General features: G+C 58.9%; 20 protein-coding genes and 3 pseudogenes. 6 read left to right on the top strand and 17 right to left on the bottom strand.

The annotated features are described in order from the left end of the window. Nucleotides 1-72: 72 nt before the first annotated feature. From ACG873_RS02185 to ACG873_RS02155, 7 genes and pseudogenes are all read right to left on the bottom strand, one after another. Nucleotides 73-1752 carry an alpha-amylase family glycosyl hydrolase gene (locus ACG873_RS02185; RefSeq protein ID WP_394890184.1) on the bottom strand — a complete coding sequence of 560 codons (1680 nt, stop codon included), beginning with the start codon at nt 1750-1752 and terminating at the stop codon, nt 73-75. 185 nt (nt 1753-1937) lie between these two features. Continuing rightward, nucleotides 1938-2420, bottom strand: coding sequence for a phage integrase N-terminal SAM-like domain-containing protein (locus ACG873_RS02180; RefSeq protein ID WP_394893813.1), 483 nt, complete (start codon nt 2418-2420; stop codon nt 1938-1940). 208 nt (nt 2421-2628) lie between these two features. Next, nucleotides 2629-3903, bottom strand: coding sequence for a flavin-containing monooxygenase (locus tag ACG873_RS02175; RefSeq protein WP_394890182.1), 1275 nt, complete (start codon nt 3901-3903; stop codon nt 2629-2631). Nucleotides 3904-4088: 185 nt separating this feature from the next. Then, nucleotides 4089-4364: a hypothetical protein gene (locus ACG873_RS02170; protein WP_394890180.1), complete on the bottom strand. Its 276-nt coding sequence runs from the start codon at nt 4362-4364 to the stop codon at nt 4089-4091. Between the two features lie 260 nt (nt 4365-4624). Next, a complete protein-coding gene (locus ACG873_RS02165) occupies nt 4625-5176 on the bottom strand; it encodes a GNAT family N-acetyltransferase (RefSeq protein WP_394890178.1) in 552 nt (183 codons plus the stop codon). A gap of 833 nt (nt 5177-6009) precedes the next feature. Then, nucleotides 6010-6273 carry a hypothetical protein gene (locus ACG873_RS02160; RefSeq protein ID WP_394890176.1) on the bottom strand — a complete coding sequence of 88 codons (264 nt, stop codon included), beginning with the start codon at nt 6271-6273 and terminating at the stop codon, nt 6010-6012. Nucleotides 6274-6779: 506 nt separating this feature from the next. After that, a pseudogene (locus tag ACG873_RS02155) lies at nt 6780-6934 on the bottom strand (transposase); the annotation flags it as partial. Nucleotides 6935-7536: 602 nt separating this feature from the next. Between ACG873_RS02155 and nifH the strand changes: the two are divergent. The 6 genes and pseudogenes from nifH to ACG873_RS02125 all read left to right on the top strand — a co-directional run. Next, nucleotides 7537-7734 (top strand): annotated as a pseudogene (gene nifH / locus ACG873_RS02150) (nitrogenase reductase); the annotation flags it as partial. Nucleotides 7735-7899: 165 nt separating this feature from the next. Next, nucleotides 7900-8100 (top strand): CCE_0567 family metalloprotein, encoded by a 201-nt coding sequence (locus ACG873_RS02145; RefSeq protein ID WP_394893811.1) that lies wholly within the window; start codon nt 7900-7902, stop codon nt 8098-8100. Then, the gene (locus ACG873_RS02140; protein ID WP_394890174.1) at nt 8097-9761 is read left to right on the top strand and encodes a pyridoxal phosphate-dependent decarboxylase family protein; all 1665 of its coding nucleotides are present in this window, start codon (nt 8097-8099) and stop codon (nt 9759-9761) included. Before ACG873_RS02145 ends, ACG873_RS02140 begins: the two co-directional genes overlap by 4 nt. A gap of 173 nt (nt 9762-9934) precedes the next feature. Continuing rightward, nucleotides 9935-11758 (top strand): hypothetical protein, encoded by a 1824-nt coding sequence (locus tag ACG873_RS02135; protein WP_394890172.1) that lies wholly within the window; start codon nt 9935-9937, stop codon nt 11756-11758. Between the two features lie 252 nt (nt 11759-12010). Beyond that, nucleotides 12011-12841: a MurR/RpiR family transcriptional regulator gene (locus ACG873_RS02130; RefSeq protein WP_394893809.1), complete on the top strand. Its 831-nt coding sequence runs from the start codon at nt 12011-12013 to the stop codon at nt 12839-12841. Nucleotides 12842-12907: 66 nt separating this feature from the next. Beyond that, nucleotides 12908-13426 carry an ATP-binding cassette domain-containing protein gene (locus ACG873_RS02125; protein WP_394890169.1) on the top strand — a complete coding sequence of 173 codons (519 nt, stop codon included), beginning with the start codon at nt 12908-12910 and terminating at the stop codon, nt 13424-13426. A 689-nt stretch (nt 13427-14115) separates the two neighbouring features. Here the strand turns inward: ACG873_RS02125 and ACG873_RS02120 are convergent. The 10 genes and pseudogenes from ACG873_RS02120 to ACG873_RS02075 form a co-directional block, all read right to left on the bottom strand. Beyond that, nucleotides 14116-15033: a CehA/McbA family metallohydrolase gene (locus ACG873_RS02120; RefSeq protein ID WP_394890167.1), complete on the bottom strand. Its 918-nt coding sequence runs from the start codon at nt 15031-15033 to the stop codon at nt 14116-14118. 45 nt (nt 15034-15078) lie between these two features. Then, a complete protein-coding gene (locus tag ACG873_RS02115) occupies nt 15079-15765 on the bottom strand; it encodes an HAD family hydrolase (RefSeq protein ID WP_394890165.1) in 687 nt (228 codons plus the stop codon). Nucleotides 15766-16038: 273 nt separating this feature from the next. Beyond that, the gene (locus ACG873_RS02110; RefSeq protein WP_394890163.1) at nt 16039-17298 is read right to left on the bottom strand and encodes an ABC transporter substrate-binding protein; all 1260 of its coding nucleotides are present in this window, start codon (nt 17296-17298) and stop codon (nt 16039-16041) included. A gap of 41 nt (nt 17299-17339) precedes the next feature. Then, entirely contained in the window at nt 17340-18173 is an 834-nt protein-coding gene (locus tag ACG873_RS02105; RefSeq protein WP_394890161.1) for a carbohydrate ABC transporter permease, read from the bottom strand. Beyond that, nucleotides 18170-19123: a carbohydrate ABC transporter permease gene (locus ACG873_RS02100; RefSeq protein ID WP_394890159.1), complete on the bottom strand. Its 954-nt coding sequence runs from the start codon at nt 19121-19123 to the stop codon at nt 18170-18172. The genes ACG873_RS02105 and ACG873_RS02100 overlap by 4 nt, the downstream gene beginning before the upstream one ends. A 1-nt stretch (nt 19124) precedes the next feature. Continuing rightward, nucleotides 19125-20270 carry an ABC transporter ATP-binding protein gene (locus tag ACG873_RS02095; RefSeq protein WP_394890157.1) on the bottom strand — a complete coding sequence of 382 codons (1146 nt, stop codon included), beginning with the start codon at nt 20268-20270 and terminating at the stop codon, nt 19125-19127. A gap of 73 nt (nt 20271-20343) precedes the next feature. Further along, nucleotides 20344-21171 (bottom strand): MurR/RpiR family transcriptional regulator, encoded by an 828-nt coding sequence (locus ACG873_RS02090; RefSeq protein ID WP_394890156.1) that lies wholly within the window; start codon nt 21169-21171, stop codon nt 20344-20346. Between the two features lie 66 nt (nt 21172-21237). Then, the gene (locus tag ACG873_RS02085; protein WP_394890155.1) at nt 21238-21402 is read right to left on the bottom strand and encodes a hypothetical protein; all 165 of its coding nucleotides are present in this window, start codon (nt 21400-21402) and stop codon (nt 21238-21240) included. A 204-nt stretch (nt 21403-21606) separates the two neighbouring features. Then, a pseudogene (locus ACG873_RS02080) lies at nt 21607-21962 on the bottom strand (transposase); the annotation flags it as partial. Between the two features lie 297 nt (nt 21963-22259). Next, nucleotides 22260-23420, bottom strand: coding sequence for an IS110 family transposase (locus ACG873_RS02075; protein ID WP_394890154.1), 1161 nt, complete (start codon nt 23418-23420; stop codon nt 22260-22262). Between the last annotated feature and the right edge of the window lie 269 nt (nt 23421-23689).

Raw genomic sequence — 23689 nt, 5'->3', positions numbered from 1 at the left:
CCTCCAGTTGCCGGCGGCACGCTTGAAACTCGCGGTGAGACGTTGGACCGCTTATCCGGTTCTTCGACCGCCTCACGTGCGTTTGTAGATGCTCCCGTAGTTTGATGGCACGACGGCCGGCAACCATTGGCCGTTCTGCGTCACCTCGATCGGTGAACGAGTGCCGTCGATCATTTCCGCCCAGGTGCCGGCAGTCGGAAACGGCAGCCATACCTCTGCCTCCCTATCGGAGAAATTCAGCAGTACGAGCAGATCCTCCGCAATGCCGGCGCCCTCAGCCTCCGCCTTGCGTCTGTAGGCGAGCACCCCACGCTGAAGGTGGGCCTGATCGTCGTAGTAGTAATAGTACCCGCGGCTTCCGAGCGCACGGTGGGTCCGGCGCAGCGTTCCCAGGATGCGGTGAAGGCGCACCAGCGCCTTGCCAGCCTCGTCGTAGAAGAACTCCCAGTGCAGCGGACGCTCGAACAGATTGCGCCCCAATCCTCCGGGCGGCACGCCCCAGTTTTCGGCGAACTCCTGCCCATGCCACAGCATGGGAATCCCCTTCCCGGTATACAGCGCAATCACGTATGGCTGCATCTTGTAGAACCGGTCCCTGTTCCCGTATCGCTCGCCGAGCAGGTCGCGCAGGTTCATCGTCCCGAACTGGTTGATGAAGCGGCCGTGGTCGTGCGATTCGAAGTACTGAAACGGCGCGACGGCGAACGTGTCACCGGCGGCCGTGTGTTCCGAGGGGTAGCCCAGGAACTCCGGATCGAGCTGATGGGCCAGCCGTTCGGTGACGTAGCCGCCCCGCCCCATCTCTCTCGCGCGATCAAGCAGGCCGTTTTGCCAGGCGCAGCTCGAGTGCGTCTGCGCCATGATTCCCGCCGCATCGGGGAGATGCTCCGCGCATTGGATGATCCGGCGCTCGCCGCTCGCAGCCTGGAACCGAGTGATCGACTTCGAGTATTGGTAAGTCTGGTAGACCAGGTCGGCGTACCCCTGACCGGCAGGGCCGTCGTACATGCCGGGGACGTAATCGTATCGGAATCCGTCGACGTGGTATTCGGTGATCAGGTACTTGTTCAGCGTGATGAAGTAGTCACGCGTGAATGCCTTCCGGAAGTCGGTTCCGGCCCAGTCCTGAAAGAACTCTCCTTCGAACCGGCCGAGCATGGGGTTCATCTCACCGGAGGCCTCGTAGACCAGGTTGTAGGTGAACTCCGGGTGCGTATGCGCGTAGACGGAATCGAGGATCACGGCGATGTCGCGCTCATGCGCGGCATCCACGAGACGCTTGAACGCGAGCGGGCCACCGAGGCGCTCGTCCGGCGCGAAGTAGTCGAGAGGCGTATAACCCCACTCCACCGCTTCCTTTACGTTCGAGATGGGCATCAACTCGAGCACGTTCACGCCCAGGCCCTTCACGTAGTCGAGCTGCCTCGTCACGCCGTCGAAGTCCGTATTGAACTCCCGGACGTTGAGTTCGTAGACGACCATCTGGTCGATGTGCGGCGGAACGAATGCGGCGTCGGACCACGCGAAGGGCTGCGCCTGTGGATCAATCGTGAACGCCGACAGCGTTCCGATCGCCGTCTCCCGCGCGAAGGGATCCGGAAACCAGAATGCGATCGGTCGCCTGTCCGAACGGAGCAGCTGGTAGCGGTAGACGTAGCGCCCGACCTGGCCGAAATGACTCGGTGCCGGATCAGCCACGAGCGGCACCGTCGCTGTCCAGAGGTCAAGCGGCGATCCGTTGACCCAGCTCATCCAGAATTCCTTCGGATCTATCCCTCGGATGAACTGATCCGCCTCATGGATCACGCGGACCTTCAAGCGGTAACCTTTGTTGTACGTCACCCCGGGGAGATAGAGACCGAATCTGACCGACCATTGCCCTGCCACGGGCGGTTGCGGGTGCGCTCCGACTTCATCGAGTGAGATCACTGACCACCTCAATGCGTCTCGGCGTCACCGGCTGGCCTACCTCTCGCATAAGTTTGCCGTGCGGAAGCCGAGATCGATGCAACCGTAGCACGCCGCTGGCCAACTATACTAGCACGCATTCTTCGGAGCGGCGCGTGTGCGAGGAGTTCATCTAAGCCGAGCCTACCGCTGGGTTCTATCGCCTCGGATATTGCGGATGTGGAGATAAGTAGTAGCGGACCTCTTCTCAGGACCACGGGCAGCTGCGCGGATGCGCCAGCCGGACGAGCTTGCGCGCCAGTCCGGGCGGTCGACGGTATGGGTGAAGAAGAAGCTAGCGCCGACACGATGCTGTTCATGGTCGGCACGGGAACGCCGTCATCCTGCTGCCAGACCTGGAACCGCCGCAGGTCGTCGGCCGTGGCCGTATCCGGCGGTCGGCCAAGGAAGGTCGCGAACCGGCCGACATCGCGGACGTAGTTGCGCTGCGTCTCCTGGCTGAACCGGCGCATGGTCATGTCGCCGATCAGCCGCTGGCGCAGCTGACTGATCGGTGCCCACCGCTGAACGGTCCGGCCGCCGCGCGTGACAACCGCCCTGGCACAAATCATTGTCGAGCTTCTGCTCGGGGATAGGTATTCTTGGTGTTGAAGGTGCGAATTCGCGTGTGCGCCATCTTGGTCTCCGTCAGGTCGGGCTCGCAGCGGTCGTCAGCTTTGGTCAGGCGTCAACGGGTTCGCGCTTCGCGGCAGCATGGTAGGCTAGATATTTTCGCTGCGTCGAAATGCGGTCGGCCACGTGCTTGGCATCATGCCAGACGCCCCAGATGAAGCTGGACCCTCTTCGCGACTGCCAAGGCAGACCCAGGAAATAGATCCCCGGCTCGGTCGAGACGCCGCGCTGGTGCCTTGGCCGGCCCTTCTCGTCGAAGGCATCGACCTTCAGCCAGCTGTGGTCGACTGCAAAGCCTGTCGCCCAGATGATTGCCGATAGCCCGGCCTCGGCCAGGTCGAGCTCAAGAATCGGATCACTCATGCATTCCGGATCCGGGTCGATCCTGCGGGCCGCGGGCTCTTCCGGAAGATCGAGCCCGTTGCATGCGACATAGGCGTCGGCTTCATCCAGCAGCGACATCAGGCTGGCGTCGCCACGGGCAATGTTTTTCGCCAGATCGGGCGCGAAGCTCATCACGCCGTCCTGGTACGCGTTGGTCATACCAACCAGGGTAAGCCCCTGCGCGGCCAGACGACGGAAATCGATCGTCTCGCCGCCGCGCGCGCCGGTCACCGCGATCGTGACGTGTTCGGTGCCGGGTCCCGGGGCCTCGGCCTCCCACTTGCCGAGGACGCCCAGCCACCAGCAGCAGTCGCGCCCGCGATAGGCCCGCGGCGGGCGATCGTGAGGGCCGACCGAGAGGTAGACGCGCTTGCCAGCGCGCTGGAGTTCGTCCGCGATCTGCACGCCCGAGGATCCGGCGCCAACCACCAGCACCGCGCCTTTCGGCAGTTGCTCAGGGTTGCGGTACGCGCTGGAATGGATTTGCAGCATGCCCGCTTCCCGAGGGACGACGGGCGGAATGACGGGGATCTGGAAAGGTCCGGTCGCGGCGACGATGCTGTTGGCTTCGATCACACGGTCCGACGTCTCGACGCGGAATCCGGGCCGCCCGACATTTCTTTGCACGAGCTTGACCTCCACGCCGCAGCGGATCGGCGCATTGATCTGCTTTGCATAAGCGACAAAATAGTCGGCGACCTCCTCCTTGGGGGCAAAGTCATCGGGACCGGTCCGCGGAAACTCCATGCCCGGGAACCGGTCATGCCAGGCCGGGCCATTGGCAACCAGGGAGTCCCACCGCTGCGAGCGCCAGCGTTCGGCAATCCGGCCGCGTTCAAGGATTAGATGAGGCACCCCGCACTTGCTCAGGTGTTCGCTCATACCCACTCCCGCTTGGCCGCCGCCAACGACAAGCGTATCCACTTTTTCGACAGACATATCTGCGTCCTTTTCTGGCTACCCAGTTATCTGCGGATGCGGCGGAGGTGTGATTCTCGATTTACTGAATGGACCCAAATGCGAAAACTAGCATTTCGATCTCCTCGCCCTGGTAAAGCGCATAGTCTCACACCAGAAGGCGGCCGACGCCGCCACAGCCTCACCAATAACGAAGACGAAGGCCATTAAGCGGCCTTGCTATCCTCCTTCGACAGTTGCACCTCGTGACGGTAATCGGTAGCGGCCTTGGCGCCGCCTTGAATGATCGCGTACTCTATGCAGCGGCTTTCACGCGACCGACGCTCCGGCTGCGAGGCTGGCACTTGTGATTTGCAGAGACGATGATCGGCATCGCAGCAACCCGCCTCGTGCTCAATTGGCTCGCAGGCTAATTCCCCAAGTGCATGAATCTGCAACACCGACTTCGCAAGGTCGATGCCAACGGTAGAAATCTCTTCCATTCGAGCGCTCCCAGTTTGTCTATTCCTAACCGATGCCTATCTAGCACCGGCGGAGCGGGAGCCTTCCATCCGATCGATTTTGAGAGCTCTTGTTCTGACCCCAACTTGACGGTGCCCCTATAGGAACAATCTGCCTCTGCCAGATCAGAGTGACCATTCCGGTCAATTAGCTGCTGCAAGGCAGCCGCTGGCTAAGGTGTTATTTCGTCGTCATAGGCTGAGCCCATCAGATCCAGGCAGAAGGAGAACGGTCCTGTACTCTAGGGCAGAGGGGGGTTGAACTCATGTTCCAATAGCCCCATGATGAAATCGTCATACCACTGGCCGTTGACAAACGCCGTTTCGCGCTCGCGACCTTCGATCAGAAAACCACACTTTTGATAAGACCGGATGGCTCTTGCGTTATAGGCAAGGACCCGGATGGAGATCCGGTGAAGTTTCAAATCGCGGAACGCGTGGCCGAGCACGAGCATGATTGCCTCAGTTCCCAAGCCTTTCCCTAGGCACGCTGGATCAAGAATCCCAATCGCCAGAGAGGCGCGTTTATCCTGCATGTCGATCCGATCGAGGCGCACCTCACCAATTAGCCGATCAGTCTCGATCACCCATGCCCTGGGATGATCAATAAGGTTCTGAACCCATCTTGCCGCGCTCTCCGGAGTCGGAGCCCGGACTGCATCCGGGCTGACGCCGAGCATTTCCAGGATTTCCGAGGCATCGCCTAATTTCAAGCGAGCCTCAGCATCATGGCTCTGAGCTCCCCGGAGAATGATGCTGCTGCCTTCTAAGACAGGAAGGGTATCGAGCTGCATGAGATCAAATCTCGCGTGATATCGGCCGAGCTTCCAGACTTGCCACGTTCGACACAAGCCAAAAGTGGTGCGTTGAAACGCGGGTTTTGGGGGTGAGGAGGCTAGAAGTTTCTAGTATTCGCATTGACACTCGAAAGATGATGTGGCTCGATTTGTCTGAACAGTGTTGTCGTGCTGAAGGTTCTGCAAATTCTCTGACGGGGCGGCGAACGCGGCGCAGTCAATGTGGGACAACGTCTTCCACGTCGCACGCATTGTAGATCTCCCTGTGAGGCCAAGCCTCTGCTGAAGAGCGAATGAATATTCCACTCGCGACGAAGGAGCCGCAAAAATCGTGCCAGTCACACAGGAACGTGCCGAGAACATTTCTACCTATTTTTCAAGCGCCTACATGCCTATATGAGAGCACAAAGGAACACCTGTCTGTCTTTTTTGGGAATTCGGCCGCACACCTGACACCACTGTCGGGTTTTTGTCGAATCCCCGACACAGTCATCTTCGCCTGTCTTGCTTGAAATCGTGGTCGCCCTCAAACGTGTCACCGAACACGAGATCATCCGCGAGTCGACATGAGACCGGTAGATTCTCTGGTCAAATACGGTTTGTTAGGCCGGAGCAGTCCATCAGTGTCGCTTTGCCCCGTAAAGAAAGAGATGGCGATGGAATGGACAATCACGATTGAGGGAAAGAACGAGTGCGGCGATGGTCGTCGTCGGGACGTCTAGGCGCACAAGGGCTGGGAGCGCTTTTCGGGTCTGATGCACTCTCGATGGAGTTTGACCTCATGTTGCGCCGATCAGCCTGGCTTGCAAAAGATTGAGCTCTCCCCGCCCTTATATCTGGCTTTTCACCAGCTTGATGTTGGTGATCTGGCCTTCGGTTTGTCCGTTGGACCACGGTTCGGTAATCGCGAAGCGGAGGGCAGCGTGGTCGCGGATGATGCCTTTGGCGAAAGACGCGATGAGACTTTTGCTTGCGTCAGCGATCCACGGTTCCAAATTGTCGGGCACCTTCTTGCGGATCCTGGAATGGAAGCCGGCGATCAGGTCACGCGCTTCCACCAGCATGGGCACGCCCGTTTCGATGGCAGCGATCATCGTGGTGTCGGTCTTGCTCAGATAATCCCGCCATCGTCATCAACTGTGCGATTGTTCTGGCCGACGACACCGTGTGGAGTTGCTGGTTGGATGACTGCTCGGCACGTCGTCTTGCGCATTCGTTGACGAAGCCCCGGGCGTCCGCGAAAGCCCTTTGTCTTCAGCCGCCGCCAGAGTTCACATGCATTACGGCAGCCCACGACCCATTGCCCTCGAGGAAGCATAGCAAGCCCCGAGTGAGCTCTGCCGAACCCGGAAAGTTGGATTCGCTGGCCACGGATCACCTGAGGGACGAGATGCGCGAACAGACGTTGCTTGCCATCAGCAAACGCGGCAACCGCTATGTGAGAAAGCTCCTGGTGCATGGAGTGCGATCCTGCTTTCGGCATCTGGACCGAACGCACGATCGCCTGGGAAGCTGGCTCAACGGGCTTCAGTCTCGCATGCATCCGAACAAGGCCGTCGTCGCACTTGCCGCCAAGATGGCACGCATTGCCTGGGTGGTTCAGCCGCTTGGCGTCGGAGACGTCAATCCCGCCATACTTGGCCTTCCAGTTGCCGAGACTCCGTGCTTGCGGGCCAGATCGCCCGCCTTGGCCCCCGCTTCATGCTCGCGCAGAACCGCGATGATCTGCTCTTCCGTAAACCGCTTTCTCTTTATCAATCCATCCTCAAATGAGGCGGGACTCTAATCCCAATGGAGGAAATTACCCGTGGCAGGTCACTTTAGGCCAGTGACTGGCTCCCACGACCCACCTTCACCCTTGGCCGCGCGGCCGGTCGCCGTCAAATACCCGAGGTACGCCGAATCCGGGAATTCCGCGCGTACGGATCTGTGCGGGGGCCCAGCAATCGGCATTCCTTCCGCGATTTTGTGCCCAATGACCCGGTAACGAAGCACGTAGCAAGAAACGTGGACCCCCTGAGCCAACCAGGAGGCCTCCCCTATGGCTCAATACGGTCAGGGGCCTGCCATGATTCCAGAACAGGACAACTGGTAAAGAAGGGGTCTGGCGTCTGACGACCGTATCATCCGACACTGTTCTGTCGCCTTTGTTGGGTCCGCGACACCGGCCTATTTCGCCAAGCTCTTGTCTTGCCTCAGGCTAATCCGCTGAAAGGCAATCACAATGTTTTTTCTTCTGCTGGGTCGACCAAATTGGCACGACTTTTGAAACTCGTTCGTTGCAAGCCGGGAGCCCGCCGTCCGAGCTCCATTTCGTGGATGACACCACGATCGATGGAACGAAGAAGAAAAGCAAGATGTCAAATCCGCATCAGATCGCATTCTATGGGAAGGGGGGCCTCGGCGAAATTGTCCCCTACCAAAACAGGCTCGCCGCTCTTGTGGACCTTGCGCAGGAGATCTTAAACGTCGGCTGCGACCCAACGGCCGACCACACTCGCCTTATCCTAAACTCGAAGGCGCAGGATAAAGTCCTGCATCTCGCCGCGCGGGATCGCACTGCCGGTCGGTTGCGGTCAATACTCCCGGTCGCAGCACCGCAACTACCACATCGGCCTGCGCCGGTTCGGCTTCGCGACGTTCCGGGAGCTCGCCGAGCGGGTACGAAACCGTCAACGCTGCGATCGCAGCCATCGAAGCCTCGACGTGGCACGAGCGTGATGGAACCGGATATCGAGGAACGGATCATGTCAGACCTTGAGGAGCTGCAGAAGAAGGTCTGCAAGCTGCAGTCGCGTGCTGGACATTCCAAGATGGAATTGCGCGACTTCGCCGGGGATCTCCCGGCAAACTGTACCGAGATCAAGGCGATCGCCGAGAAAAAGTTCGACGTTTTTGCCGAGTCGGGGAGAGGGAGATGAACCTTCATTCATCTCGAGATGCCGCGTATGCAAAGGCGTTTATAGGAAATACGGCCACTTCCGAGCAGCGACAGCTTTTTAATGACATACTCGAAATAGGCCTGCAGTTCGTATCGGGCGCCGAGCTTAGAGCTGGCGGCGTCCTGAATTACACAGCCTTAGAAGACCTCAAATCTCTCATCGCGGAGCCGCTCCCGCTCAACGGTCTTACATACAGCGAGCTGCTACAAACCTTGCTGCGCCAAGTCGTACACCCGGCTATAGCTCAACATGACAAGCGCTATCTGGCATTCCCCGACACTGGAAACAGTGTGGGTGCTATTGCAGCCGACTTATTGATCCCCTTCTTGAACCAAAACCTTATCGCAGTCGACCGGAGTGCGCCATCAGCATCATTGATAGAAATACAGCTAATTTCTTGGCTCAGACAGCTGGTCGGGTATCAGACATCAGATATGAACCGGCCTGACTTTTCCCTGGCTCAGGTAGGAGGGCTTTGGACTACCGGCGGGAACATGTCGAACCATATAGCCCTCCTAGCTGCGATGCAGAAACATTTTCCGAATGCGGCAAAAAGGGGCCTAGCGAACCGATCAAAAAAGCCTACATTCGTTCTCGCACAAGGAATAGAGCACTTCTCTTTCGCTGCAGCAGCGCGCGTCCTTGGCATCGGAGAAGATAATATTCTTTGGTGCAAAGCAACCAACGACTATACGACTGACCCACACTCAGTACAGGAGGTTCTGCGCGATTGCCCTTCTGACCGAGAGCCATTCTCAGTTGTATGCGTAACGGGAAATTGTCGTACTGCCAACATTGACTCGATCAACTCGCTGCGCGAGATCTGCGATGAACATAGACTGTGGCTTCATGTTGATGCCTGCCATGGTGGAAGCCTTCTGTTCTCCGAGAGGCACAGGGCGCTCGTCTCTGGGATCGAAAAGGCGGACTCAGTCTCGTTGGATCCTCATAAGGGTCTTTTTGTCCCGTATCCATCAAGCTATGTCCTTTTCAAGGATGCTTCGTCACTAAAACCATTCTGCAGATACCCGCAAAAGTTTGATGATCCAGGTAACCTCGATCTAGGCTTAATCACACCGTTTTTGGGTTCCCGAGGTTTCCACTCGCTCAAATTATGGCTTCTGATCAAGCATTTGGGACTGAGCGGCATCGCTGACGCAATTGACGCTCGCTCATCGCTGAACGCGTCCATGACATCGGACCTTGCGGCTACACAACTGTTCTGCCTCCTGAACAGCAACATCTTCTACAGACAGGCATTTGTACTTTTACCACATGATTTAATGATGGTGCTACAGCAGTACCGTGACGACACCGTCGAGAGTACGAGGCTCGCCAATTTAGTTAGTTTGGCAACACGCAATTTTAGCGACGACCTGTACAGACGCGGCAAGGTATGCCTAGACAGTTACACGCTGGCCGACCTTGATAATCGAGTCGGGCTAGGCCCTGGTCGCAAGTATGAGGCCGCCGCGATGGCAATAGGTCATACGTCAATTGACCCAGGGACAAGGATCGAGATCTGGCATGAAATTCGGGAGGTTGCTCTACCGCACTGTAAGTGGCTCAGGCAGCACGTATCGGAGAAAACAAATGTTGACTTGGCGATAGACAACACAGCGAGTCCTGCCTCATGGTAGCGTCCCTCGCTGTCACATATACCGGTCACGAAAACTTCTCTTTAATGCTGCGCGGCAGACGACATACTACAACGATACCGCAAATACAGCGTGTATTGAAATCCCGCCCGATACAAATCCCACTCGGCTAAATCTCTGTTCGGTATACAGGCCCCCCGAGCTTAGGTAACAATATGCGAATAGCCTTGCAAGCATGGAGAGAAAATGCGCCATTCACGCCGCGCACAATAAAAGCATCGTCCTTGCAGGCAGCGGTAACAGAAGCCGCATGTTTTCCTGATCTGTATCCATTCAGATGCAATAGGGAACTAATTGATATCCAGGAGAACTTTCGGCTCTTCGCTTTCGGCGAAACGATTTTTGTCGCGAAACAGTCGCGAGAGGCAATCGTGTCCAGCGAATGCAAAAACGCATTACTGGCAAGAGCACGACTGTCGAACAGTCCACTTATTCCTATTGTTCCTCAGCTGATTCAGACACAAAATGGGGATTGGCTGGTAAGCCGTTACGTTGGTAAAACTCTTCACGAAGAGCAATATTACGCTCGTATGGTGTCAAGAGAAACACTCGCTAACCTCCTATTGACATTGCGTCGGTTAGGACTTGAGTGGGCGGGGCTAGCTCCTCGAAATCTCATTCCCATTTGCGGCAAGAAGTTCTACGCAATTGATTGGGAAGATCTAATCGTCCACGACAATCCAAATACCTCTTGGGCACCGCTGTCGAGAATGACTATCGCGCTAAACTGGGCACGAGCATTCCGGGATCCAGATTCGGCTCTGTCATTCGTATGCGACCATGTCGGTTCTGACTCTGATGAGCAGCCCCTTGATAACTTTGAACTCGCCTTCAAAGAAATTTCGGTACTCGCCATGCCCGAAGCCGCTATACGAGAGGTATGCCAAAACATCACGTTCGGCAGCGAGGCACCAGTTGTTGAGGACGATATACGTATCCTTTCCCCCCAGGAGGTAGGTCACCTCGTAACAGATTTGTTTGGGTCGCCGCTTGATGTTCTTTATGCCGCAACTGCTTCTAAGTTCCGCCGGATGCGTGGAGACAACGCATTTAAGCAATTTCTTATATTTTTCACACACAATGTAGAGGCAGCACTGTTATCCCATGAGGGCGAAGTTGTCGAGAATCGCGTAGAATGGCTCAAGTATCGTGTTGCCTTGGCAATGCTCGTGTTGTTTGATAATTACACACAATGGGATGTTCAAGCGAGTGAACCGCACACAGTTTTGAGTCCGGTACTCTGCAGCATCGAAAAAGTCCGGTCTCTCCAGACAGAGGTAGGTCTCCATGCGGCGGCGGAGCGATCGCGCTCCGTGCTGCATATAGTCAGAACAACATGGGATGCGTGCTGTGCTTCCTTCGACTGGGCTTCTCATTATCAACTTTTGTTACGGGGTTCTATATCGCAGCACCTCATGACAGTGCGCAGTGACATAGACTTCGAAATTAGCTCCCGTAAACATCCATTTGGGTGCACCCAACTTGAGAGACTTGTCTCAAGTATTCTATCCTGTTTGATGTTACATGCGGAAGGAAGTTGGGCGCGGCCGCGGGAGCAAGATATCTCAACAGCTACCTGGAGCCGGGATGTACTTGAGTGGCTGGAGCTAAGACATATTGATCCCCGGGAGGAGGCTTGGCCTTTAAGCGCGCTGGGCCGAAATCTTCCTATCGTTCTTCAGCTTGGGAAGTACGAAGTAATCGGCCTTGCTTTGACCCCAAAAAACGTTTGGTTCGCCGCGCGGGCATTGTTAGCCCGCGCTAGCGCTAGATGTGGGTGCAAAAGTGTGGTGGCAATGGATCAGCTAGAATCTATATATCAAGCGTCCGGAATAGAGACATCGCTTCGTTGCTCAGATCTGTTGATCGCTGCGCTATACGCATATGAGATAGATGATCAGTTTGCAGCGTCCGAGTTGACTAACCCGCTTGAAGCTCTCGCCAAGGACTTACAGCTTCCAACCAGTGCATTTTTGTAGGTGGGTTTCGCTCTGACTTCGCCGCGTAGCGCATGATACGGATTGCGTTGGATAGAATACCAGCAATCTTAAGACGCAGACAGCTTCCATCAGCCCTACGTCGGTTAAGCGGCCACCGACGTAACGCGCGGGAAGCCAGCCCCGGACCTCGCGACTATGCCATCTCATACCGAGGCATTTTGGGTCTCTAGGAAACGACTTCTGTTTTCCTCTTTTTCCTCTGCGGCCTCATAAGGAACAGGTATCTTGGCAATGAGCATCAATTCACGGGCGACGACAGCGGCACGGCACGAGAGCATCCTGGCTCGCTTGCAGGAGGACATTGATCATCTGCCGAATGCGCTTGCTCGCATTGCCAAGTACATCCTGGAGAACCCTGAAAAGGTGCTGCACCAATCGGTCGCGGAGCTAGGCGAATGCGCGGGCAGTGGCGAAGCAAGCATTTTGCGGCTTTGCCGGCAGATCGGCTTTTCCGGCTTTCGCAATTTCAAGCTGGCACTGGCGGCGGAGATCGGCCGCCCCGGGCTTCCTTCCGCCGGCCCCGAACAGCCCGATCAAGTCTTGCAGTCACTACACGATTCCATGGCGCGGAACCTTGCCATCGCACACAGCAATGCGGAACCCGAAACGCTTGCTAAGGTTGCTGCGGCGCTTGCGGCAAGTCGAAGGATCGATCTCTATGGAGCGGGGATGTCGGGCGTGACCGCTGAATTGCTTGCTTATAGGCTCTTGCGCGTTGGGCTTACGGCCTTGGCGTTCAGAAGTTCCAACATGGCTCACGAGGTCGCCAACGGGCTCGGTCCGGGATGCGTGGCAATCGGCTTCTCGATTTCGGGGTTGTCGGTTGACACCGTGCAGTTCCTCAAGGCGTCGCGTTCCGCCGGGGCGGTGACCGTCGCCATCACCAACCGCGCTCGCAGTCCCCTGGGTGAAACCGCAGACTTTAACCTGCAAGCGTCGAGCCTTCATGACCTCCCGATCGGTGCAATGCTGACGCCGATGGTCGGCAAGATCTTCTTGATCGAAAGCCTAATGCTGGCCTTGGGGCAAGCCATGGAGCGATTGCCCAAAAAAATGAAATAAACTCCATAATATCATTAGAATGAAATAACACGCACTACAGCTGTCGCCAGCCGAAAGGATCTCGGAATGGCAGTTTTGGACATCCACATAGCCGCCGAAGGATCGAGACTTGGCTTTCGTGTTCCGGAGCTACACGCTTTATTCGCATCTGAGTGTATACGATATTATTGCTGCACCCGCTCTGCTGCCCGGAACCACCGAACGCCCAGCACGCGATCGCAGGAGCGGGTCCGGGAAACCTCCGTGCTGCTAAAGCTCGAAATGCTTCTTGATCGGCGCCCGGCGGCGCTCTCGGGTAGACAGCGGCAGCGCGTCGCGTTGGGACGCGCGATAGTGCGTAAGCCAAAGATCGTCCTGATGGACGAACTGCTCGCCAACCTTGACGCCGGACTGCGCATGCATACGCGAAGTGAGATTGCTCGTCCTTGGGGGCGGCGCTCTTGGAAACCCATAATCAAGCGGAGCGACTGCCCTTTCGGATCGTGTGGCGGTGATGTTCGGCTGCGAGATTCGCCAAGTCGCGCGCCACCGGCGGAACTCTATCGCAATCCGGTCGACCTCGACGTTGCCCGCTTTCTGACCTAAGCCTTTCTCAACGCACTCCCCATAGGGGGCGCCGGTCAACGGCGCGGTGACCATTGGAACCCAGACGATGGTTCTCCGGGATGCCATTGGCTCCGACGAGCCTAGCACCATTGCGTTCCGGCCCGAACTGTCATCTCTGGTTGACCGGAATCATCCTGCAGCGATACCGCTTTCGAGTCTCACGGATCGAGCACTTGGGCGTCGAGGCCCATGCTTCGTGTTTTCTGGGGACCGAACCGAATTTGTCATTTCGTGTCGACGCCGAGCGTGCCGTAGCCCTGCGCGCTGGCGAGTACGCTGGACTCTCGATCGACGTGGGACAGGCATGATTCTTCGCACGCAATGGGTCACGTCTCGGCAGGATCGAAGCCGAAGAATGAAGATCGGTCAGGTGAATGAGTTTCATGAGAAAAAACCGCGAATAAAGCAAGGGACGCCGCACAGGCGACGGCGCCCCTGGAGGTGAGGCTCAGTTGGTCTTCGGCAGGAGTGCGCGAACCTGCGACGCCATGTCGGCGACACCCGCTTCCGCTGCCTTGGAGCCAAGCGCGATGCCGTCGTCTCGTTGCGAATGACTTGAGCGGTCTCGACGCCGTTGTGACCGGGTCAGGTGAACCACGGACGGGCGCGCCGTCTGGAGTACGCTCAGAAGACCTGCGACCCCGGAGTCGCAGATGACCCAGTTACGGTTATGCTTTGACGAGGTTGTCTTTCCAGATCGGGTTGGACCATGCTCTCTTTCCGTCCTCGCCAAATATGACCACCCGCAACCAGGGGCTTTCCGCAAGCGATTCAAGCGGCAGGCTCACCCGCGTTAGGCCGGTGCCGAAATGGTAGGCCGAGAGGTATCCTTGGCCGGCGACCAGGACACCCTTGGCAGCGGAACAGACGACCTCAACTGCATCCGCGGCGATCGCGATCTCATCAATGCGAGGGCCCTGGGTCGAGTAAAAATGCCCGTCTTTGAGGGCGTTCAGAATTGTCTCCGGCTCATTGGCATTTGCCTTCAACTCAATCCAGCCACCGCCAAAATCCGGACACTTAAAATGGGCGTCGTCGCAGGCATAAGTCGAGAGACGATGCCCCTTGTCCAACATGCCGTCGAGAAGATAGCCCCCCTCGCCCTTGTCATGCATGAGATGGCAGCCGTGATTATATATTTCGACCGCATGGGCGGCGTCGAGCGTTTCAGCGTCGGTGATCGACAGGCTGTACCAGGCTGGATGGGCGATGCCGATGAAAGCACCGGCTGCGCGGGCACGGCGGGCCAAAGCGGGGCCGTCTTCGTCGGGGCCGGCCGGGGCGAAGTCAAGCGGCAGTCCCACGGCAACGATATGCCAGATGTCGCTCATCTCGGTCCGCGGTGCGTGCAATTCGGCGCCGAGCAGGGTCGTAAAGCGCTCGCTTTGAAAGCTGCGGGTATCCACCAACGGCCACTCGAACACCGCCAGAAAATGGTCGGTGATGGCGAGGAAGTCGTACCCTGCATCGCGATAGGTTGCGATCACCTGTTCGGGAGACAGTTTGCCATCCGAGCGATCGGAATGCGTGTGCAGATTGCCACGCAGAAAGCGACCAGGCAACGAGAAAGGCGCAAGTGTAGCCATGTTTTGGGGTCCTGAAAGAGAGGGGAAGGATTGCTGGGAAGAAGGTCATGCGGTCCGGTGGGAAGCCACATCGCCGGTAAGGGGGAGGTATGCGCCGAGGGCATCATGATCCGACACCACGGTTTCAGCGCCCAACGCGCGCAGGCGCAGGTCGTGACCCGTACGGATATGGCTACCGCCGCAGAATCCAATCACCCGCATGCCGGCTACGCGGGCGGCGGTCACGCCGACGATACTGTCTTCGATGACAAGGCAGCGATCAGCGGGGATATCACCCATCCGGGCGGCGGCGTGCCAGAAAAGATCCGGGGCCGGCTTTCCGCGCGTCACGTCGTCGGCACTGAAGACACCGCCTTCCACAAGGGGTGCGAGACCCGTGAGCAAAAAGGTCTGGCGCAGCCGTGCGTGACTGCTGTTGGAGGCGACGCAGAACGGGACGTCCAATTTCTGCAGAAGCAGCATCACGCCAGCCATCGGCTGTAATTCAGCCCGAAAGGCTAGTTCGAGATTGCGCGCGTCACGATCATTAAAGTCCTGCGGCAAAGCGATCCCGTAATCCGACTCGATACATCTGAGAGTTGCATCCGCGTCGAGACCAGCGAAAGCCGTCAAAACGTCTTCGCAGGAGATCTCGGCTCCAAGTTCGCCAAGCAGGTCGGCGGTCACACGGGCTGCAATCATCTCGCTGTCGACGAGAACGCCGTCGCAGTCGAAAATAACTAATTCGATCATGTTTATTCTACCGATAGTTTGCCACGCGGAGCCTCTTCCGCCCGGCGTGGTGTTTCGGGTTGGGGTTATGCTGCATTCAGGGAGTTGGAGTGCTCGATCATCTTCCTCAGACCGGCCCTGGGCAACGTGTCGCCCCGCATCCCTGCACCCGATGATGTCACGTTGCTGCCACCAGATCGCCGCTGGTGGCACCGAGCGTTCATCGCAAGGTCTCATGTTGATCTGGAAACGAAGGGGCGCCGCACGGCGTGCCGGCGCCGCCAAAGCCGAAGGTCAGTTGGTCTTCGGCAGGAGGGCGCGAACCTGCGAGGCCATATCGGAAAGTGCCGCTTCCGGCTCCTTGGAGCCAAGCGCGATAGCGGTCATTTCGTCTTGGATGACCCGGGCAATCTCGACGCCGTTGTCTCCGGGCCAAGCGAACCACGGACGGGCGCGCGACGTCTGCAGCACGCTAGTGTACCAGTTCGGGTGCTTGTCGTAAAAGCCGGCGAGATGATCCTCGTCGAGGGCGAGGGTGTTGCTCGGCATATAGCCGGTGTTGGGCACCACGATGCTCTGGCCGTCCGGACCGGTCGCGAACTTGATATACTGCCAGGCGGCGGCGCGCTTTTCCGCGTCGTTGGTCAGGATCACGGCGACCATACCACCCGTCGGCATAGTTGCATTCTCGGCTCCGAGCGGTTGCTGGGCGGTGCGCATCGTAAACCTTTCACCGACTTCGTTTTCGAACCCGCTGACGCCGCCGGTGGACGCAAAGTAGAAGCCGAGCTTGCCGGCGTAGAAGAGCTGCCTCGCGGCTCGGTTGTCGATGGCCGGCTGCGCGCCCTCTGTATGGAACCGCTTGAACAGCTTGACCGCAGCCTGACCCGCCGGACCGTCGAAGGCGATGTCGGTCTCCTGGTCGTTCATCATCTGCCCGCCGAGGTTGCGCACCAGGTTCTGCGTCGTCCAATCGTCGTAACCCACCTCGTAGTACATGCCGGACGTGCCGTCGCCGAGCGCGCCGATCTTGCCTGCAAGGGCCACGAAGCTGTCCCAGTCGGTCGGGATCTTGTCCGGGTCGCCGCCCGCCTGCTCCACGAGGTCGGCATTGTAATAGACGATGGGCGTCGACATGGCGAAAGGCAAGCCGTACAGCTTGCCGTCGGTCTTTGCCAGCGACAGAACCTGGTCGGTGTACCCCTTCTCGGTCAGGTGGTCGGCGGCAACGAACTCGTCGATCGGCTGAACGAGCCCGCGGGCGATGAGCGGGCGCAGCACGTTGAAGCCGACAAAGGAGACGTCCGGCAACTCGCCCGCCATGCTCTGGCGGATCAACATCTGGACGGCTTCGTCATAGCTCGGTGCTGCGGCCAGTAAGCTGATCTTGGTATCCGGATGCTCCGCCATGAAGGGTTCGGCGACCGACTTGTGGAGCACTTCGTGCTCGGGCCAGGCATAGAGGACATCGAGCGTGGTTTCCGCATGAGCTGCCGGGGCAGCTATGCCGGCGGCGACGATGCCGGCGGCAAAGGTCAAGGCAAAGGATTTCACATTGCTCTCCTGAGTTCTGGATGGATGGGAAGCAGTCGGGGTCAGTGTCTGCCGAGCACCAAGCCCCGGATGAAGTGTTTCTGCATGAGCAGGAACACGGCGACCAAAGGCGCGGTCACGAGAACGCCTCCGGCCATGAGTGCACCGACATGACCGGCGCCCTCACCTGATTGCCGGAAATATGCAATACCGAGCGATGGCGTCATCATGTCGGGATCGGTTGTCACCACCAGCGGCCAGTAGAGGTCGTTCCAATGGGCGACGACGGAGAAGATCGAGAAGGAGGCGACCGCCGGCCAAGCGGCGGGCAGCATGATCCTCCAGGCGATTGAAAGCTCGCTGAATCCGTCAAGCCGGGCCGCATCGAGCACCTCGTCCGGGAAGGTTACGAAGAACTGCCGGAACAGGAAGATCGCGAAGACTGAGATGATCCAGGGCAGTATCAGCGCGGCGTAGCTGTTGACGAGACCCGACTTGGCAATTGCGATATAGATGGGGATGGTCGGGATCTGCACCGGCACTAGAAGGCCGAACAGGACGGCGCCGAGCATGAGTGGCCGACCGGGAAAAGAGAGCTTGGCGAGCGCATAGCCGCACGGGATCGCGATTGCGATCTGCAGCACAAGTATGGCAAGGCACACGATCAAGCCGTTGGCCATGAAGCGCAAGAGTGGGATCGCGGTCAGGGCTCTGCCGTAATTCTCGATCGCACCGGCAACGGTCGGAGTCGGAAACAGGCTGCCGTCGAAGATCTCGCTTTGCGACGTCGCGGAGGCGAGCAGCATCCACAGAAACGGAAAGACCATGACGATCGCGCCAGCGAGAAGCACGGTGTGCACGACAAGGCGGGATGCGGCGGATTGAGCGACGATCATGACCGGCCGCCCCTGGTTTTCGAGTCGGCCCGGCGGTCGGAGAACCGCATCTGGAGGAGCGACAGCACGGTCACGAAGACGAAGAAGGAAACGGCGATCGCCGACGCATAGCCCACCCGGAAGAAGCGGAAACCTTCCTCATAGAAGGTGTAGAGAATGACGGTGGTCGACTTGACCGGCCCGCCTTGGGTCAGGACCGCGACCGTCTCGAACACCGAAAAGGCGCGGATGATCGTCATCACAGTGACGAACAGCGTCACTGGCGCCAGCATTGGCCAGGTCACGAGCAGGAAGCGCTTCAGCCCCCTGTCCGCGCCGTCAATTGCCGCGGCTTCGTAGAGTTTCTCCGGAATGATCGAGAGCCCGGCCAGGAACAGGATCATGTTGAAGCCGACCAGCTGCCAGATTCCGATTCCCGCTAGCGCATAGAGCGCTGTAGACGGATCGGACAGGAACCTGACCGGCGATGCGCCGAGGAGCTGGAGCAGCGCGTTGGCGACGCCGAGGCTGGGATGCAGAATCGCCTCCCAGGCGGTGGCGAGCGCCACAAGGGTAGCGGCGACCGGCAGAAAGTACACGGTGCGATAAAAGGCGGCAAAGCGCGCGCGTGCGAGAAGGAGTGCGACAAGCAGACCCCACCCGATCGAAACCGGCACGACCACGAGCACATAGAGCGCGGTGTTGCGCAGGCTGATCGCAAAGCCCGGGTCGCTCAGCATGCGGACATAATTGTCGAGTCCGACAAAGCGGATGCTCACCAATCCGAGCGATGCGTCCGTGAACGACAGGACCAGGACGAGAATGGCAGGTCCGACCATTAGAGCCGCCAGCAACAGCGTCGCCGGCAATGCGAGAATGATGCCGGCCTTCGCCTGTTCACCCCCTGACCGATACCGGGTCGGCATTTGTGTGGTCTGCGGACTGACCGAGATGTCGTCAACCGCGGCCATGTCACGCGGCCTTCATCTGGTTGCGACGGTGCCGGGATCCACTTGCGGGAAAGAACCAGGCCTTTTCCGGGTCGATCGTCAGTCCGAGATCCTCTCCGACCTGCAGCGACTGAGCGAGCTCGGCAGCAATGCGGACGACGAACTCGGCGCCGTCGTCGTCGACAAACACCTGGGCATCAGTCCCGGTATGCTCGATGCGGATGACGCGAACCGGCAAAGCGCCCTGCTGGTCGCGACCGACTAGGGCCGCATGTTCGGGCCGGAAGGCCAGCGTCCCGGCCTCTCGGCATCCAACCGCATCGCGAATGACGATCCTGCTGCCACCGATCGGAAGCGCGCCGCCAATCGGCGCGGTCACAGCCAGTTCGTTCAGGAACGGCTGCGCGAGGAATCGCGCCACCTCCAGATCGATGGGATCGCGATAGAGATCGGCCGGACTTGCGATCTGGCGGATTTCGCCGCCGAACATCACGGCAACCCGATCCGACAGCGCTGCCGCCTCAGCCTGGTCGTGGGTCACGAACACCGTTGTCGTCTTCATTTCCTTGTGGAGCCGCGCGATTTCGCCGCGCGTGTGGATGCGCAGCGCTGCGTCGAGGTTCGCCAGTGGCTCGTCCATCAGAAAGATCTTCGGCTTGCGCACCATTGCGCGCCCAAGTGCCACGCGCTGCCGCTGTCCACCGGAGAGTGCCGCCGGGCGGCGATCCAGCAGCGTGTCGAGCTTGAGGAGAGCAGAGGTCTTCCGGACCCGCGCCTCGATCGAGCGATTTCGTTCGACGGCTCCGGGCAGCAGAGGGCCGATCACGGGAACCCGTTCCAGGCTGGTCAGTTCCCGCATGACCAGGGGCGCTGCGATATTGTCGTAGACGCTCAAGTGCGGATAGAGCGCATAGCTCTGGAATACGAAGGCCAAGTCTCGATCCTTCGGCGCGACACTTTCCAGTTCCCTGCCGCCGGCGCGCACGTGACCCTGGTCCGCACGCTCGAGCCCCGCGATGATGCGCAGAAGCGTGGACTTGCCGCAGCCGGAAGGCCCGAGCAGGGTGACGAATTCGCCGGCGGCGACTCTAAGGGAAACATCGCGAAGGACAGCCGTCGCCCCAAAGCTCTTGCTGATCTTGTCTATATGGAGGTCCAAAGCTGCCATTCCGGGTTCCTTTCGGTTGGCGGCAGCTGTATTGGTGCTTTATTTCATCCTCATGACAGAATGGAGTTTAATTTCATTTTTTTGGCGGGTTGTCCATCGCCTTGCCAAGCGCCACCATCAGGCTCTCTATGACGAAGATCTTGCCGACCATCGGCGTCAGCATTGCACCGATCGGGAGGTCATGAAGGCTCGACGCCTGCAGGTTAAAGTCTGCGGTTTCACCCAAGGGGCTGCGAGCCCGGCGGTTGGTGATGGCGACCGTCACCGCCCCGGCGGAACGCGACGCCTTGAGGAACTGCACGGTGTCAACCGACAACCCCGAAATCGAGAAGCCGATTGCCACGCATCCCGGACCGAGCCCGCTGGCGACCTCGTGAGCCATGTTGGAACTTCTGAACGCCAAGGCCGTAAGCCCAACGCGCAAGAGCCTATAAGCAAGCAATTCAGCGGTCACGCCCGACATCCCCGCTCCATAGAGATCGATCCTTCGACTTGCCGCAAGCGCCGCAGCAACCTTAGCAAGCGTTTCGGGTTCCGCATTGCTGTGTGCGATGGCAAGGTTCTGCGCCATGGAATCGTGCAGTGACTGCAAGACTTGATCGGGCTGTTCGGGGCCGGCGGAAGGAAGCCCGGGGCGGCCGATCTCCGCCGCCAGTGCCAGCTTGAAATTGCGAAAGCCGGAAAAGCCGATCTGCCGGCAAAGCCGCAAAATGCTTGCTTCGCCACTGCCCGCGAATTCGCCTAGCTCCGCGACCGATTGGTGTAGCACCTTTTCAGGATTCTCCAGGATGTACTTGGCGATCTGCGCTAGCGCGTTTGGCAGAAGATCGAAGTCCTCCTGCAAGCGAACCAGGATATTCTCATGCCGTGCCGCTGTCGTCGCCGGTGAGTTGATGTTCATTACCAAAATACCTGTTCCTTTAAGCGCCCTGACTGCCGGAAAGCCGGCCCGCGATAGGGAACGAGATCAGCGCGCCGGGCCCAGAAACAACAACAGCACTCCGAGCCCCGCCTCACTCATATCGAAGCGGGCCACCACCGCGGGCACGCGAGATGCCCAGGTGCCGAACAAGACACCGTCGAAGGCGAATGCAGCAGAGACGCTGCGCCAGAGAGTAAGCAGACTGGTCATTTTGCTCCGGGCAGTCAGAGAAGAGCTCAACTCATCGACGGCCCGGCCGCGACGTTTGGGGGATACGCTCGCAGTCAGCCATCGGCGTATCGCGGCAGCAAATATCGGTGTTTAATTTCAGTTTTGTGACGAAGTGGAGCTATATTCCAACCGAAGGGCAACTCTTTGTTCGCCAGGTGCTGGAACTCGGCCATGCGTGAGCGACGACAGCACCGCGCCTAAGAACTTCGCCGCGATGTCGCCTTCCAGCAGCCGGTCCCGGTTCTTCGAGAACACCGAGTGATCCCATGCCGCATCATCGACGCCGATGCCGACAAACCAGCGGAACAGGAGATCGTATTCAAGCCGCTCCATCAGAAGCCGTTCCCAACGGATCGAATAGAACGCCTGCAGAAGCATCGCCCGCAACAACTTCTCCGGCGGGATCGACGGTCGCCCGATCGGCGAGTAAAGCGCCGCAAAATCGTCCGCCAGCGCCGCCAGCGCCTCGTTTACGACCCCCGGATCGCGCGGAGCGGATGGTTTCGCCGAACCCGCGCCTCAAGATCCACGTAGCTTATATGAGGAGTGTCAAGGCTTTTAGGCTCCGCATTTTGGGGTCCGTTGGTTTGCGGTATCCATGGTCTGAGCCCGATTGCATGACGCGGCTCGTTCCCCCGAGCCAGATCCAACTTATACACGGTCGCTGTTCGAAGCAGCGGCACCAACATCCCGCTTGCGGCGGACAAGGGCTCAGGGGACGAGACCATTCTGAGACAACGGCATTTTGAAGCCACGCTACGTGCCGGTTCGTCCACCTGGATCCGCCAGGACAGATCAGGTCCTGGAAGATAGCAGAATTCGGTGGATGTAGCGCATTAGGCGACCGTCATGGCCCCCTCGATGACAACGCCGGAGTTGACGTATTTCCACAGCACCACGAGCAGCTTGCGGGCGAGCGCCACGATCATCGTCTTTTTCAGCCGGCCGTTGTTCTGCTTCACCCGCTCCTTGAACCATAAGGTGAGTGCCGAGCGCGGCTGATGGCGCACCCACAGCCAGGCCATCTGGACCAGCGTCGTTCGCAGCCTCGGATTACCTGATTTCGACACCCCCTGCTCGTGATCGATCGCACCACTCTTCCAGGGCGTCGCCGCCAGGCCGGCATAGGCGGCAAGCTGTCGCCGGTTATCGTAGTGGCGGGACAAACCTTCCGACCACAAGACGGCGGCAAACTCCGGTCCGATGCCTTTCAGAGCGAGCAGCATCGCCGGAGCGGGCGAGACGGCCAGCTCAGCAGTAAGCATGGCGTCGCGTTCGGCCTCTACCACCTTGATCTGGTCGATCAGCAGCTCGAGCCGGTCGAGTTCGCGGCCAATCTGCCGCTTCAGATGAACAGGCAACGCACGACCGTCACCGGTCTTCAGTCCCTCCAGCCGCTCGCGCCGGTCGCGGCGCAACGGCTCATAGCCGGATATGCCTTGTGCAAACAGCAGCCCCTTGAGGCGATTGATGTGGCGTGTGCGCTCATTCGTCAATGCTTTGCGCTCGCGTGCTATACGGCGGCGATCCTCTTCCTCGGGTGTGGGAACCCGCAGCATCGCAGACACGCGCGGCTCGCCTCGCTTGTAGGCGAGCAGTGCGCGCACCAGCGCCTCGCCGTCGATCTTGTCGGTGTTGGCCCGCCGCCGCCGACGCGACGTGGCGACCGAGGCCGGATCCACGACGTGGCTCTCGATCCCCTCGGCCTCCAGTACCCGGTGGATCCAGAAGCCGTCGAGTCCCGCTTCCTGGATCACGATGATCGGAAAGCATGTCCCGCTTCGCGCCTCAGCCCTCCGCTTGAGCTCGGCAAACCGCGCTAGCAGGCCGGCGACATCGCCCGCCGCCACCATATGCTTCGACATCTTCTCTCCGCCACCCGGCAACAGCGACGTGATTAGCCATGTCGAGCGGCTCAATTCCAACGACACAAAAATTGCGCCAAGATGGGTGCGGATAGCGGTCGGTGCTTCCAGTTGGCGAACTGCGACTGGCATGTTTAGCCTCCAAGGTGAGATGTTTTGGCGACCTCACTTTGCCACCGCGCCGGTCGCTAACCACCTCCTCATAGGATCTGAACAGTTCGCCAGTCCGACTATCGCTGCCCTGCACGATTCATCCTCCGAATCCTTCAGACAAAATGAATCATGATCGTCACTCGACGGCGAGCGGCTTTTTCGACGGCCTGCTAGAGCATTGATAATTCTCGACATTTTTGAATTGCGTCGGTAAAAACCAGTCCCCATAGCAACGATATAGCAACAAA

The organism is Allomesorhizobium aridi, assembly GCF_043769475.1.
GTDB lineage: Bacteria > Pseudomonadota > Alphaproteobacteria > Rhizobiales > Rhizobiaceae > Allomesorhizobium.
This window is presented reverse-complemented; position numbering and strand designations above follow the sequence as displayed.

Bases quoted from the DNA above. Each gene is read 5' to 3' on its own strand.
- ACG873_RS02185 (WP_394890184.1), bottom strand. From the start codon at position 1,752: ATGAGCTGGGTCAACGGATCGCCGCTTGACCTCTGGACAGCGACGGTG.
- ACG873_RS02180 (WP_394893813.1), bottom strand. From the start codon at position 2,420: ATGCGCCGGTTCAGCCAGGAGACGCAGCGCAACTACGTCCGCGATGTC.
- ACG873_RS02175 (WP_394890182.1), bottom strand. From the start codon at position 3,903: ATGTCTGTCGAAAAAGTGGATACGCTTGTCGTTGGCGGCGGCCAAGCG.
- ACG873_RS02170 (WP_394890180.1), bottom strand. From the start codon at position 4,364: ATGGAAGAGATTTCTACCGTTGGCATCGACCTTGCGAAGTCGGTGTTG.
- ACG873_RS02165 (WP_394890178.1), bottom strand. From the start codon at position 5,176: ATGCAGCTCGATACCCTTCCTGTCTTAGAAGGCAGCAGCATCATTCTC.
- ACG873_RS02160 (WP_394890176.1), bottom strand. From the start codon at position 6,273: ATGATCGCTGCCATCGAAACGGGCGTGCCCATGCTGGTGGAAGCGCGT.
- ACG873_RS02145 (WP_394893811.1), top strand. From the start codon at position 7,900: ATGGAACCGGATATCGAGGAACGGATCATGTCAGACCTTGAGGAGCTG.
- ACG873_RS02140 (WP_394890174.1), top strand. From the start codon at position 8,097: ATGAACCTTCATTCATCTCGAGATGCCGCGTATGCAAAGGCGTTTATA.
- ACG873_RS02135 (WP_394890172.1), top strand. From the start codon at position 9,935: ATGCGAATAGCCTTGCAAGCATGGAGAGAAAATGCGCCATTCACGCCG.
- ACG873_RS02130 (WP_394893809.1), top strand. From the start codon at position 12,011: ATGAGCATCAATTCACGGGCGACGACAGCGGCACGGCACGAGAGCATC.
- ACG873_RS02125 (WP_394890169.1), top strand. From the start codon at position 12,908: ATGGCAGTTTTGGACATCCACATAGCCGCCGAAGGATCGAGACTTGGC.
- ACG873_RS02120 (WP_394890167.1), bottom strand. From the start codon at position 15,033: ATGGCTACACTTGCGCCTTTCTCGTTGCCTGGTCGCTTTCTGCGTGGC.
- ACG873_RS02115 (WP_394890165.1), bottom strand. From the start codon at position 15,765: ATGATCGAATTAGTTATTTTCGACTGCGACGGCGTTCTCGTCGACAGC.
- ACG873_RS02105 (WP_394890161.1), bottom strand. From the start codon at position 18,173: ATGATCGTCGCTCAATCCGCCGCATCCCGCCTTGTCGTGCACACCGTG.
- ACG873_RS02100 (WP_394890159.1), bottom strand. From the start codon at position 19,123: ATGGCCGCGGTTGACGACATCTCGGTCAGTCCGCAGACCACACAAATG.
- ACG873_RS02095 (WP_394890157.1), bottom strand. From the start codon at position 20,270: ATGGCAGCTTTGGACCTCCATATAGACAAGATCAGCAAGAGCTTTGGG.
- ACG873_RS02090 (WP_394890156.1), bottom strand. From the start codon at position 21,171: ATGAACATCAACTCACCGGCGACGACAGCGGCACGGCATGAGAATATC.
- ACG873_RS02085 (WP_394890155.1), bottom strand. From the start codon at position 21,402: ATGACCAGTCTGCTTACTCTCTGGCGCAGCGTCTCTGCTGCATTCGCC.
- ACG873_RS02075 (WP_394890154.1), bottom strand. From the start codon at position 23,420: ATGCCAGTCGCAGTTCGCCAACTGGAAGCACCGACCGCTATCCGCACC.